We start from the raw sequence: 12752 nt of genomic DNA on the forward strand, positions 1-12752 counted from the left end.
GATTTCATGGCTACTATCGATGTAGAAAAAGCAGAAACAGCAGAAACAGCGGAAGAAGCGAAGGCAAACGAGGTACTGATTCTCGACATGCTCGACCGGTTTCTTAAGACGGAGGTGAAGCCGTACGTCCACGCGCTCGAAGCTGCGGATGAGTACCCGCACGAAATCGTCGAGAAGATGAAGGACATGGGGTTGTTCGGCTGCCTGATCAATCAGGAATACGGCGGTCTGGGTCTTTCCACGTCGACCTACGCGAAGATCGTGGACCGGATCTCGGCCGTGTGGATGTCGGTGAGCGGGATTATCAACTCACACCTGATCATGGCAATGACGGTGCAGCGAAACGGCACCGAAGAACAGAAACAAACTTACCTTCCACGCATGGCGACGGGGGAATTGCGTGGCGGTATCGGCTTGACGGAACCGGATTGCGGCACGGATTTGCAGGCAATCCGCACGGTCGCGCGCCGCGAAGGCGACGAGTACGTAGTCAACGGCAGCAAGACGTGGATCACGAACAGTCTTCATGGCAACGTGCTTGCGCTGCTGGTGAAAACCGATCCGAAGGCCGAGCCGCGACACAAAGGCATGACGCTGTTGCTGGTCGAAAAAGGCCCGGGATTCGAAGTCAGCCGCAAGCTTGAAAAGCTGGGCTACAAAGGCATCGACACCTGCGAACTGACGTTCACGGATTTTCGCGTACCGGTGCCGCAAGTCATTGGCGGCGTGGAAGGACTCGGGCTCAAGCAGATTCTGGGCGGCCTCGAACTGGGACGCATCAACGTGGCGGCGCGCGGTGTAGGTATCGCTCAAGCGGCGCTCGACGAATCCGTTTCCTATTCGCAGCAACGCAAGACCTTCGGCAAGCCGATTTGCGAGCATCAGGCGATCGCCTTAAAGCTGGGTGAAATGGCGACGCGTTTGCAGGCTGCGCGGCTGTTGACGGAAGCGGCCGCGGTGGCTTACGACCGGGGCGAGCGTTGCGACATGGAAGCCGGCATGGCGAAATATTTTGCTACCGAAGCGGCGCTCGAAAACAGCATTGAAGCAATGCGGATTCACGGCGCATATGGCTATTCGAAAGAGTTCAACGTCGAGCGTTTGTATCGCGATGCACCGTTGTTGTGTATTGGCGAAGGAACCAATGAAATGCAGCGAATGATCATCGCCAAAAATCTGATCGCGAGGAATCCGGTATGACTTTGCCTCTCTCAGGCGTGCGTATTGTCGCGGTCGAACAGTATGGCGCGGGTCCGTTCGCCACCCAGCATCTGGCCGATCTTGGTGCCGAGATCATCAAGGTCGAGAACTTCCGTGAAGGCGGCGACGTTGGCCGCGCGGTAGGTCCATATTTTTTCGGCGAAGGCGACAGCCATTTTTTCGAAGCCTTCAATCGCAACAAATGCAGCTTGACGCTCGATCTGAAAAAGCCGGAAGCACGCGAAGTGCTGCTCGATCTCGTGAAGAAGAGCGACGCGGTTTTCAATAATCTTCGCGGCGATCTCCCCGCCAAACTCGGCCTGACCTATGACCAGTTGAAGGAGTCGAACCCTGCCATTGTCTGCGGCCATCTTTCGGCTTATGGCAGAACCGGAAGCCGCGCCTCATGGCCGGGGTATGACTACCTGATGCAGGCCGAGGCGGGATATCTTTCGGTCACGGGGGAGCCGGATAGTCCGCCCGCGCGCTTCGGTTTATCGATCATCGACTTGATGACGGGCACCACGGCCGCCATGGCGTTGCTTGCAGGAATCGTGCAGGCGCGCGCGTCGGGCATCGGCCGGGACATGGACGTCAGTCTCTTCGATGTCGCCGTGCACAATCTCGCGTATGTCGCGACCTGGTATTTGAACGGCGATGTCGTGACGGGACGCGATCGCCGGTCGACGCATCCTTCGCTTACGCCGAGCCAGTTGTACAAGACGCAGGACGGCTGGATCTTCCTGATGTGCAACAAGGAAAAATTCTGGGGCGTGTTGGCGGAAGTGCTCGACAGACCGTCGTGGGTCACGGACGAGCGTTTCAACAACTTCAAGGCGCGGCTCGCCAATCGCGACCTGCTGGAAAAGGAACTCGACGCAGCACTTTCCACGGCCACGACCGATGAGTGGTTGAAGCGATTTGGCGGACGTGTCCCGGCTGCACCGGTCTACGACGTCAAGCAGGCGCTCGAAAATCCGTTCCTTGCCGAGCGCGAGGGCGTGGTCAACGCCGAGCATCCGCGCTTTGGCAAGATTCGCGGCGTGGCTGCGCCCGTTCGCGTGGACGAGGCGTTGCCGTTGCGTGCGGCGCCGGATCTGGGTCAGGACACGGACAGGCTGCTTGCGGAACTCGGTTACGATGCTGAACGGGTCGCCTCGCTCCGCGAGAAGGCCGTCGTGCAATGAGCTCCGAAGCCTTGCGTGACGGATCTGGACGTGGGCATCCGCCACGTTCGTCCCGTTCACTTATCTTCACGCAAGAGCCGATGGTCACAGTCCTGGGTCAGCAACCGCGTTACATGCAATTGGCGCAGACGCTCGTCAACGAAATTCAGAGCGGCCGGTTTCCGGTCGGCTCGACCATCCCCACCGAGTTCGAGTTGTGCGAGCAATTCGGCGCGAGCCGTTCTACGGTGCGCGAAGCGGTCAAGCAACTCGTGCAACTGGGCATGGTCGTTCGCCAGGCGGGCGTGGGTACGACAGTGAAGGCTTTGCGCTCCGAAGGGGGGTATCGGCAGGTCATGCAGCAGTTGAGCGATTTGCATCGTTATACCGCCGATACCGTCCTGCAGATTTTATCGAAGGAGACAGCCGAGGTTCGTGACCCTGCTGTCTGTGAATTGCTTAAGGCCGGGCCTGGCGAAACATGGTTGCGGATCACCGGCTTGCGGCGCTCGGGCGAAAGTCCCGACCCGATTTGCCATACCGAGGTTCTCATACAGCCGGCCTTCCGGTCGCTCGTGGTGAGCGAAAACGAATCGCACGTGCCCATTTACACGCTGATCGAAATGCAGTTTGGCGAACGCATTGTCGAAGTCCAGCAGGAGATACGAGCCATCGCCATGCCCGCCGCTATTGCTACGCTGGTCAATGCCCGTGCGCGATCCCCGGCGCTCTGGGTGTGCCGGCGATACCTCAACCGCCGCAGCGAAGTTGTCGAGGCTGCGTTCAGCATCCATCCCGCCGACAGATTCAGTTACTCGGAGACGTTCCAGCGTGAATGGAACGCCGGCTAACGCCTCATGTCAGGAGTCCCGCATGTCGCTTAACAGCTATCTGTTCGTACCGGGCGATCGTCCCGAACGCTTTTCAAAAGCACTTGCGACCGCCGCGCATCAAGTCGTGATCGACCTCGAGGACGCCGTTGCTCCAGAGGCGAAAATCCAGGCGCGGGAAGGGCTTGCGAAGTGGTTGCAAGCCGGTCTCGCGGACATCGACAAGCCGCGCATCCTGATCCGGGTCAATGCATACGGCACGCCATGGCATGAGGACGATGTCCGGATGGTGCGCGCGTCTCCCGTCACGCGCGTGATGGTTCCAAAGGCGGAAGTGCCGGGCGAGCTGGCCGACATCGCGGTGCGATGCGGCGAGGGCGTGTCGCTGATTGCGCTGATCGAGAGCGTTACCGGCGTGGTGCAAATGCGCGCCATTGCGCATGAGAAGTCGGTGTCGCGGCTTGCGTTCGGCTCATGCGATTATTGCGTCGATGCCAACATGGAAGACACCGGACGAGAGCTTGATTACGTGCGCTCGCAATTTGTGATCGAGTCGCGTTTTGCCGGACTTCCGGCGCCAATCGACGGCGTGACCTTATCGATTGACGACGCGCCACTGATCGACGCGGATGTCGCCGCGGGACGGCGTTTCGGTTTTGGCGCCAAGCTCTGCATTCATCCGAAGCAAGTAGAGGCCGTGAACCGCGGATTTGCGCCGAGCGACGTGGATCTCGCGTGGGCCGAACGCGTGCTGTCAAAGCTTGCTGAAAATCCGCAGGGCGCGATTGCCGTCGATGGAAAACTCGTCGACAAACCCATTGTCGATCGCGCAAAAAGAATCATCGCGAGCTTTACGCATTGAGCCATGGAACGTCAACTTCTCCACGTACGGCGAATTGAACTGAGCGGCTTTCGGCGCGAGGATGGTCTTTACGACATTGAAGGCGTGCTCAAGGATACGAAAACCTATGATCGTCAGTCGAGCGGCGTCGCGCGTCTCGCGGGCGATGCCATTCATCAGATGCGTCTGCGCATCACCGTCAATACGGCTTTCCTGATCGTCGATGCGCACGCAGAGTCCGAAGTCGTGCCGTATCCTGGCTTTTGCGACATCATCGGGCCGGAGTACAAGAAGCTGATCGGATTGACTCTCAAAGCCGGGTTCACGCGTGAAACGCGGACGTTGTTTGGTGGCACGAACGGCTGCACGCATCTAACCGAATTGATCGGCGGCGTGGCGACCGCCGCGTTCCAGACGATGAGCGAAGAGATCAACGCGTCGAACGACCAGCAGCCGTTTCAGCTCGACGGCTGTCATGCGTTGCGGACCGACGGTGAGGCGGTAAGGGAGTTTTATCCGAAGTGGTATCGGCCAAAAGAAATCGCCGGGGATCAATCCTGATCACGCCTTGCCAGTCGTTTTAAGCGAAAAAGGCGCAGTGTTTTTTCGCAAACGTTTGGCACAAGGTCCGGGTCACTCCGTCTCCATCCCGGCTGATCTGCCCCAACCGCCATGATGTTCGCCACAGCACGTTCGAGTACGGCCACGCGGAACAAGAACGCAACATTTTTCAGTTCGCCGCACTGCGCGTGCGCAATTCATTGCACAGTCAACCTACGCATAGGCGTGAGCCGCATCAGCAGGCGCCGGCGGGCTGCAGGACGAGCTCCGCGCTCGTCGCACCGGTTCGATGGAACAGATTCGCATCATTTTTAAAACGCCCGACGAATGCCCTGTCTGTAGGGGGTTATCCCCCTCGAGTTGCGCCCGTTTCGACAGGCATTAAATCCGCAACACGCCTCTGACAAGGCATTCGGCAGACAAAATCCATCCGCGATATTCATCGTACGGTTCCCGCTAGCGCTCCGCGCTAATGTTCAGAAGTGAAACATAAATCTTTTTCGGTCCTGTGTGCGCTGCGGCATATCCAGGCCGGTTCCATGCGGGCATTGGCTTTCAGGCCTCGTGGCACGGTCCTCGCTAAATATGTGGTGCAGCACCTGCTACTGTCGAAAAAGCCGGAAAGGCAAAGCAAGTAAAACGATGGTGACGGGGACTGCTTACGGGGCTGGCCGCTTTATGTTCCAGATGGATGCCAATAGATGCATCCACGGAACGTAAAGCTGGCTGGAATAAAAAGTACGGCGCACAGCGCAAAAAATAAAAGAGAAGACCATCATGTTGACGCTTCAATCTGACCTGCACGGCAATCATTTGTTGGGCGCGCTTCCGGCGCATGAATGGCAAGCGCTTACGCCGCACCTGGAACTCGTGCAATTGCGTACGGATCAGTTGCTTTGTGATTCGGGACAGAAAATTCACTTCGTGTATTTCCCGACGACCGCCATCATCTCGCTGCTTCACACGATGGAAGACGGCGGCTCAGCCGAAATAGCAGCAATCGGACGTGAAGGCATGACGGGCGTTCCGGTGCTGACGGGCGGCGACACCATGCCCACGCGTGTTCAGGTTCAGTGCTCCGGGTTCGCTTACCGCATGAGCGCCAGCGCCTTGCGCGAGCAATTCAATCGTTCTGATTTCCTGCGCCGCCTGATGCTGCTGTACATGCAAGCGCTGTTGACGCAAGTGGCACAGACCGCTGCGTGCAACCGTCATCATTCGCTGAGCAAGCAATTGTGCCGTTGGCTCTTGATCGAGATCGACTGCACGTCGACGAATAATCTGCAGATCACGCAGCAGATGATTGCAGACATGCTCGGTGTGCGTCGCGAAGGTGTGACGGAAGCGGCGGGAAAGCTTCATGACGCGGGCCTGATTCACCACAGCCGCGGTTGCATCAAGGTGCTCGATCGGGCGGGTCTGGAAGCGCGCGCATGCGAATGCTACGGCATCGTCAAACGCGAGTTTGACCGCATGCTGCCGCGTATGCGCCAGACCGAAGAAGTTTGATGAGCGTGTTTTGGAAAAACGATGAGCAACAACGTGTGACGCTGGTTATCGCGATGTGTTGAGGGGTCCACCAACGCGATAACGGCGACTTGCAAGTACTTCACTTAATTCCAGTTCAGCGGCTTCTGCATCTCCGGACTCGGCTAACGCTCGAGCCATCTCGAAAGCTTCGCGCTCCGCTTCATTCGTCGGCCGCAATTGTTCAAGCATGGCTTCAATGCGGGAGTGTGCTGTTCGAAAGGTCGTCGATGGCTGTTGTTCAGACAAAGTGAAACGTGTTTGCATGGCGCGTCCTGTCTGAAAAGTTCAGTGCTAGGGTTTTTACTAACCTTAGCACACGACATTTATTTTTGGCGGTGTCAGGTTGCGCGACTGGTCGTATAAGATTAAGCGATGAAGAAATCGAAATCGCTCTATCACGGTGGCGCGAATCTGCTTTCGCGTGCGCTGCGCCGGGTTGTGGCGATGAACTGGACCGAGTACATCTCGCAGTTCCGGCTGCTCACGCTCGAAGTCGAGCAGCTCGGACCGGCGACAGTCGCGATCGACGCGCATGGCAACAGTCTCTATACGCAGCTTCACGAGCAAGCTACGGCGCGGATGCCGGGCATTGTCGATACGCTCGGGCATCTCTGATCGTTGCTCGCTGACTGCTCAAACGGTCAGCGAGAGTGAATTTACAATGGACTCCGAAAGAGCGAAGAGCGGGCTCAGTTCAGGGACGGGACGAGAGCAACGCCGGCTCGCTGTCGGGGCTGGCAACGACCATGACGCGAGCCAGGCCCCACGCGCATACCGACAACGCGCAGGTGATAGCGGCCAGCGCCAGCAGGCCGTCTTCGACATGTCCGGTGCGCTGACTGATCCATCCGATCAGCACGGGACTTGCGTAGCCGCTAAGGTTGCCGATGGTCGCCATCAGCGCGATCGCCGCGCCGGCGGCGGTACCGCTCAGCAACGTGCCGGGGATCACCCAGGGCGTTGTCAGGTTGGAGAGCCGGTCACGTAAGATGGCGTGATGAAGAACTCAAAATCGCTCTATCACGGTCACCGTTTTCCGGCTGAAGTCATCAGTTGCGCCGTGCGCTGGTATTTCCGCTTCCAGTTGAGCCTGCGCGACATTGAGGAGGTACTCTTTGAGCGCGGTGTGATCGTGACTTACGAGACGATCCGATGCTGGTGCGATAAATTTGGCAAGGGCTTTGCCCACCGGGTGAAAGCAGCGCGACGCAAACTAGAGGTAGCACATGGCACCCTCGAACTGGTGCTATTCAAAGAGGAGCGGCCTGATGTTGCCGGCCCCGCGAAGGCAGTGCGGATATACGAGTTATCAGCATTGCAATCCAAAGCCGGCATCTAACGCACGGCGTCGAGCGCGGCTAGTGGCTGATCATCCACGGCCGGCCGGCCGCCGAGCGCGGGGCCTCCTGTGCCCCGACCGCACGCGGCAGTTTGATCTTGCTCGAACAACACCCGCAACCCGCGCCGTGCGCGGGCGAGCGCATCGGTTCATGTGCTGCACGTTCATTTACGGCATGCGCGGAACGCGTCGCGACCGAGAGCGACGACAACAGCGGGGCGCTGCGGATCACGCGCATGGCATCGGCTTCGCATACGGGACAGCTAGCAGGCGCGTCGCGCCGGGCTATGGAGCGCATTGCGTCGAAGGGACCACAGTGTGCGCATTCGAATTCATAGGTCGGCATACGACGTCCTCGTTCGACGCGGTCCGGGCCTTGTGCCGGGGCCGCTCATGGCTATGACTTTGACCATGCCTATGCGCTAGACGCGATCAAGCGACAAAGGCAGATCGACTCCGCTCGTGATGTGCTTGACAGGGCCTGAGGCGTTCGGGCTGATATCGAAGTTGAAGATTTGAGTTGGCAACCATAGCGTGGCGCATGCGTTGGGAATGTCGACTACGCCGCTTATGTGCCCCTGGACCGGCGCGGTCCCGAGAATCGAATACGCTTGCGCCCGCGAATAGCCGAACTTCGTCATGTATTCAATGGCGTTCAAGCAGGCCTGCCGGTATGCCACATGCACATCGAGGTAATGCTGCTGACCGGCTTCATCGACGGAAATGCCTTCGAAAATGAGGTAATCGTTGTAGTGCGGCGTGATCGGGCTCGGCTTGAAAATCGGATTCCTGATGCCGTACTTCGCCATGCCGCCCTTGATCAAATCCACTTTCATATGGACCCAGCCGGCCATTTCGATCGCGCCGCAGAATGTTATCTCGCCATCGCCCTGGCTGAAGTGCAAGTCGCCAACAGACAAGCCCGCGCCGTCCACGTACACCGGGAAGTAGATTTTGGAACCGCGCGACAGGTCCTTGATATCGCAGTTGCCGCCGTGTTCGCGCGGCGGCACCGTGCGCGCTCCCGTGGCGGCGGCCGTATCGCGCGCGGCGCCCTGGAGTTTGCCCATGTGCGCGGTCGGCGCGAACGGCGCATTGGCGAGCGGCGGCACGCGATCGGGCTGCGTCGCGATGAACCCAATCTCGCGGTCGTTCCATGTTTCAAGCAGCTTCGGATCGGGGAGGCAGCCGATCAGACCAGGATGAATCAGTCCTGCAAAACTTACGCCTGGAATGTGACGCGAATCGGTGAAAAGGCCGTGAAAATCCCAGATGCTTTTCTGCGCATAGGGGAAATGTTCCGTGAGAAAACCGCCGCCGTTCTGCTTCGAAAAGAAGCCGTTGAATCCCCACTGGCGTTCTGCTTTCGTGCCGATATCGAGCAGGTCCACAACCAGCAGATCGCCCGGCTCGGCGCCATGAACGCCGACAGGTCCGGAAAGAAAATGAACGATTGACAAGTCAATGTCACGTACGTCATCGGCGGAATCGTCGTTCTTGATAAAACCGCCGGTCCAGTCATAGGTCTCCAGTACGAAGTCGTCGCCGGGCTTGACCCAGCATGCCATCGGAATGTCGGGGTGCCAGCGGTTGTGGACCTGCTCGTTGTCGTAGGCGGATTGCTCGAGGTCGACTTTGATGAGAGTGTCGGGCATGTGAATCTCCTCTATGAATACCGGCTGCACCGGCGAATGAATGAGCTCAGACCGACAGGAACTGACGGATGCGGGTGGTATCGATGGCATTGCGCGGACTCTCGTGAACCAGCCGTCCGCCTTCGATAACGAACAACCGGTCCGCGACATCCATTGCGAAACTCAGGACCTGTTCGGAAACAACAATGGTGATTTCGCGCAGCTTGCGGATCTCGTGCAACGCGCGCGCAATGTCCTTGATGACGGACGGCTGGATGCCTTCGGTGGGTTCGTCGAGCAGCAGCACCTTGGGTTCGCTCACGAGCGCCCGGGCAATGGCCAACTGCTGTTGCTGCCCGCCTGAGAGATTGCCGCCCTTGCGGTTGCGCATTTCGTAGAGAACAGGGAAGAGGGCGTAGATTTCATCTGGAATCCTACGGGATTTGACCTGCTCCATGCCGGTGCGAATATTCTCCTCTACACTCAGCGATGAAAATATCTGCCGGCCCTGAGGTACATACGCAAGTCCCTTTGCCACACGGCGGAAGCTTTCATCCTTCGATACATCCTTGCCATCCAGCTCAATTGCGCCACCTTTCACAGGCAGCACGCCCATCAGCGCCTTGAACAAGGTGGTTTTCCCCATGCCATTGCGCCCCATGATCGCCACAATCTCGTTGCGGGCCGCATCGAACGAGACGCCATGCAGCGCCTCGCTTTGTCCGTAGCTCACGAACACATCCTTTACCTGCAGCATGGCCGTCGCCTCCTCAATGTCCGAGATACACGTCAATCACACGCGGGTCGTTCTGCACCTGGTCCATCGGACCTTCGGCGAGGATCTTTCCCTGATGCATCACGGTGACCTTGTGCGCGATCCGCGCGACGAATTCCATGTCGTGTTCGATGACGATCATCGAACGGTTCTGGCAGATCTTGATAAGCAGCTCGGCGGTGATTTCCCGTTCGCGAACGCTCATTCCGGCGATGGGTTCGTCGAGCATCAACAACTCCGGGTCCTGCATCAGCAACATGCCGATCTCGAGCCATTGCTTTTGTCCGTGCGAAAGCAAGCCGGCTTCGGTAGGCAGCAGTGCGGCGAGACCAATCTCTTCGGCGACTTCCTGTACTCGTTCGCGAACCTCGGCGGTACAGCGGAACGCAAGCGCACCGAACACGCCGCGGCCACGCGGAAACGACACCTCCAGGTTCTGGAACACGCTCAGGTTTTCATAGATGGACGGCGTCTGGAACTTGCGCCCGATTCCCGAACGGACGATGCGAAACTCGGCCATTGACGTCATCTCGACATTTTTGAACTTGATCGAACCGCTGCTCGCCGCCGTGCGCCCGCAGATCAGGTCGAGCAAGGTCGTTTTGCCGGCGCCGTTCGGTCCGATCACCACACGAAGTTCGCCCCGGTCCACATAGAGGTTCAACGCGTCGATGGCCTTGAAACCATCGAACGAGACGCTCAGGTCTTCGACCGCGAGCAGGAAGTCTGTATTGCTCATCACGGGCTCCCGAGCGTTGAACGGCTGCGACTATTGCGGCCGCCGCGGCGCAAGACCGAGGCTATGCGCGGCTTCACATGCGCGTCGTACAGCCCTGCTAGGCCATCGGGGAAGGCCATCACCACGCCTATGTAAAGCGCCGCCATGAGGAATAGCCACAGGTTCGGAAAGCTCTCCGAGAAATACGTGCGCCCGAAGTTCACGAGCAGCGTGCCGTACACCGCTCCGACCAGCGACATGCGCCCGCCAACGGCCGCGTAGATCACCATCTCCACCGATGGCACGATGCCAACGAACGACGGCGACATGAAGCCGACCTGCAGCGTGAACATCGCGCCACCGATTGCCGAGAGCAGCGCGGCGAGACAGAACGCGAAGACCTTGAACATGGCGACGTCGTAGCCGGAAAAACGCACGCGGTCTTCCTTGTCGCGCATGGCGAGCAGCAAGGTGCCGAGCTTGCTGGTCTGCACGAGCCGGCAGAACAGGATGGCGACCAGCAACAACACCGCGTTCACGAAGTACAGGAAGATCTTCGCGGAATCGGGACGGATGTCCCAGCCCAGCATGGTCTTCAGATCGGTGATGCCGTTCACGCCGCCCGTATAACCTTGCTGCCCGATGATCAGCACCGAAAGAATCAAAGCGATGGCCTGCGTGATGATCGCGAAATAGACGCCGCCCACACGCCGCTTGAACATCGCGAATCCGATCACGAAGGCAAGCGCCGTCGGAACGATCAGCACCGCGGCAATCGCGAACGGCAAATGTTCGAACGGCTTCCAGAACCACGGCAGCGCCTTGATCTGGTTCCAGTCCATGAAGTCGGGAATGCCGGGCGTCGACTGAATTTTCGTGCTGACGGGGTCCGATGCTTCGAGCTTGAGAAACATCGCCATGCAGTAGCCGCCGAGCCCGAAGAACACACCTTGGCCGAGGCTCAACACGCCCGCATAGCCCCACGCCATGACAAGCCCGATCGCGACGAACGCATACGTCAGGTACTTGCCGACGAGGTTGAGACGAAACACATCGAGCGCGAGCGGCATGACCACAAGCAGCACGAGCGCAAGCAGTACGAAGCTGCCGAATCCCCTGTAGGCCAGCCAGTCGCGCAAGGCACCCAGACGCGAGGGCGGTGGTGGCGTTGAAGCAGGAATGCGGTTCATGGCGAACTCCGATAAAAGTGGAACAGGTCCAGCGCGCTCAGACGCGCCGCACCTTGGACGCGAAAAGACCTTGCGGGCGCGCCATCAGGATCAGCACGACGGCGAGCAGCGTGATCACGCGCGCCGACGATCCAGTGAGAAAGAACTCGCTGATGGACTGGGTCTGCGCGATACCGAAGGCCGAAGCCACGGTGCCAAGCAAGCTCGCTGCACCGCCGAACGTGACAACCAGGAACGAGTCCACGATATACAGCGAACCGCTCGTCGGCCCCGTCGAACCGATGGTCGTGAATGCCGCGCCCGCAACGCCCGCCATGCCGCAGCCGATGGCGAATGTGAGGCGGTCGGTGCGTTTTGTATCGATGCCAGCGGCGTTGGCCATCGTCCGGTTGTTGACGGTGGCACGGACCCTCAGCCCCCATCGCGAGCGATACATCGCCGCCAGCACGCCGCCCGTGAGCAGGATTGCAAGGCACATCACAAACAGGCCGTTGATAGGAATGTCTAGGCCCGGCACCGGAGACCACGATCCCATCAGCCAGTCCGGCAACGTCGGACTGACTTCCTTCGGGCCGAAAGTCGAGCGGAACGTCTGCTGCATGCCGAGGCTCAGGCCCCAGGTGGCGAGCAAGGTGTCGAGCTGGCGTTTGTACAGGTGCCGGATCAGCACCCACTCGACTATCCAGCCGAACACGAAGGCAATGGCAAACGCAGCGACGATGGCAAGCGGCAGGAACATGTTGGTGGCGACGGCGCCCATCGACTCGGCCCACTTGGAGAACACGTAGACCGTGTACGCACCGATGGTCATGAACTCGCCGTGCGCCATGTTGATGACGCCCATCTGTCCGAAGATCACCGCGAGCCCGAGCCCCATCAGCAGCAGCACGCTGAAGAGGCTCAGGCCGGCGAAGCCTTGCATCAGCGTAATGTTCAACATATCGGTGGCGGACATGACGGGTTCCTTG

The 12752-nt window shown here is 59.1% G+C and carries 15 protein-coding genes and 1 pseudogene; 8 read left to right on the forward strand and 8 right to left on the reverse strand.

Annotation, left to right across the window (positions count from 1 at the left end):
* Positions 1–6: 6 nt before the first annotated feature.
* The 6 genes from AWB64_RS25975 (at position 7) to AWB64_RS26000 (ending at position 6107) form a co-directional block, all read left to right on the forward strand.
* Positions 7–1200: an acyl-CoA dehydrogenase family protein gene (locus AWB64_RS25975; protein ID WP_060858288.1), complete on the forward strand. Its 1194-nt coding sequence runs from the start codon at positions 7–9 to the stop codon at positions 1198–1200.
* A complete protein-coding gene (locus tag AWB64_RS25980; protein WP_060858289.1) occupies positions 1197–2387 on the forward strand; it encodes a CaiB/BaiF CoA transferase family protein in 1191 nt (396 codons plus the stop codon). The genes AWB64_RS25975 and AWB64_RS25980 overlap by 4 nt, the downstream gene beginning before the upstream one ends.
* Before the next feature lie 80 nt (positions 2388–2467).
* On the forward strand, positions 2468–3217 hold the full coding sequence (locus tag AWB64_RS25985) for a GntR family transcriptional regulator (RefSeq protein WP_060858290.1): 750 nt from the start codon (positions 2468–2470) through the stop codon (positions 3215–3217).
* Positions 3218–3239: 22 nt separating this feature from the next.
* Positions 3240–4058: an HpcH/HpaI aldolase/citrate lyase family protein gene (locus AWB64_RS25990; RefSeq protein WP_060858291.1), complete on the forward strand. Its 819-nt coding sequence runs from the start codon at positions 3240–3242 to the stop codon at positions 4056–4058.
* A gap of 3 nt (positions 4059–4061) precedes the next feature.
* A complete protein-coding gene (locus AWB64_RS25995) occupies positions 4062–4598 on the forward strand; it encodes a DUF2889 domain-containing protein (protein WP_060858292.1) in 537 nt (178 codons plus the stop codon).
* Positions 4599–5375: 777 nt separating this feature from the next.
* Entirely contained in the window at positions 5376–6107 is a 732-nt protein-coding gene (locus AWB64_RS26000) for a Crp/Fnr family transcriptional regulator (RefSeq protein WP_060858293.1), read from the forward strand.
* A 45-nt stretch (positions 6108–6152) separates the two neighbouring features.
* Here AWB64_RS26000 and AWB64_RS31735 read toward each other — a convergent pair whose 3' ends face one another.
* Positions 6153–6392 carry a hypothetical protein gene (locus tag AWB64_RS31735; protein ID WP_157766708.1) on the reverse strand — a complete coding sequence of 80 codons (240 nt, stop codon included), beginning with the start codon at positions 6390–6392 and terminating at the stop codon, positions 6153–6155.
* A gap of 108 nt (positions 6393–6500) precedes the next feature.
* On the opposite strand from AWB64_RS31735, the gene AWB64_RS26005 reads away from it, so the two are divergent.
* On the forward strand, positions 6501–6743 hold the full coding sequence (locus tag AWB64_RS26005) for a hypothetical protein (protein WP_060858294.1): 243 nt from the start codon (positions 6501–6503) through the stop codon (positions 6741–6743).
* 79 nt (positions 6744–6822) lie between these two features.
* Here AWB64_RS26005 and AWB64_RS26010 read toward each other — a convergent pair whose 3' ends face one another.
* Complete coding sequence (locus AWB64_RS26010; protein ID WP_060858295.1) at positions 6823–7080, reverse strand: hypothetical protein; 258 nt, start codon at positions 7078–7080, stop codon at positions 6823–6825.
* Positions 7081–7125: 45 nt separating this feature from the next.
* Between AWB64_RS26010 and AWB64_RS26015 the strand changes: the two are divergent.
* Positions 7126–7361 (forward strand): annotated as a pseudogene (locus AWB64_RS26015) (IS6 family transposase); the annotation flags it as partial.
* Positions 7362–7486: 125 nt separating this feature from the next.
* Here AWB64_RS26015 and AWB64_RS26020 read toward each other — a convergent pair.
* From AWB64_RS26020 to urtB, 6 genes are all read right to left on the reverse strand, one after another.
* Entirely contained in the window at positions 7487–7813 is a 327-nt protein-coding gene (locus tag AWB64_RS26020) for an FmdB family zinc ribbon protein (RefSeq protein WP_060858296.1), read from the reverse strand.
* Between the two features lie 76 nt (positions 7814–7889).
* Positions 7890–9122 (reverse strand): formamidase, encoded by a 1233-nt coding sequence (gene fmdA, locus AWB64_RS26025; RefSeq protein ID WP_060858297.1) that lies wholly within the window; start codon positions 9120–9122, stop codon positions 7890–7892.
* A gap of 46 nt (positions 9123–9168) precedes the next feature.
* A complete protein-coding gene (gene urtE, locus AWB64_RS26030; RefSeq protein ID WP_060858298.1) occupies positions 9169–9858 on the reverse strand; it encodes an urea ABC transporter ATP-binding subunit UrtE in 690 nt (229 codons plus the stop codon).
* A gap of 13 nt (positions 9859–9871) precedes the next feature.
* On the reverse strand, positions 9872–10615 hold the full coding sequence (gene urtD / locus AWB64_RS26035; protein WP_060858299.1) for an urea ABC transporter ATP-binding protein UrtD: 744 nt from the start codon (positions 10613–10615) through the stop codon (positions 9872–9874).
* On the reverse strand, positions 10615–11784 hold the full coding sequence (gene urtC / locus AWB64_RS26040) for an urea ABC transporter permease subunit UrtC (RefSeq protein ID WP_060858300.1): 1170 nt from the start codon (positions 11782–11784) through the stop codon (positions 10615–10617). The genes urtD and urtC overlap by 1 nt, the downstream gene beginning before the upstream one ends.
* Before the next feature lie 37 nt (positions 11785–11821).
* Positions 11822–12739 carry an urea ABC transporter permease subunit UrtB gene (urtB, locus tag AWB64_RS26045; RefSeq protein ID WP_060858301.1) on the reverse strand — a complete coding sequence of 306 codons (918 nt, stop codon included), beginning with the start codon at positions 12737–12739 and terminating at the stop codon, positions 11822–11824.
* Positions 12740–12752: the final 13 nt, after the last annotated feature.

It is taken from the genome of Caballeronia sordidicola, from assembly GCF_001544455.2.
Classification (GTDB): Bacteria; Pseudomonadota; Gammaproteobacteria; order Burkholderiales; family Burkholderiaceae; genus Caballeronia; species Caballeronia sordidicola.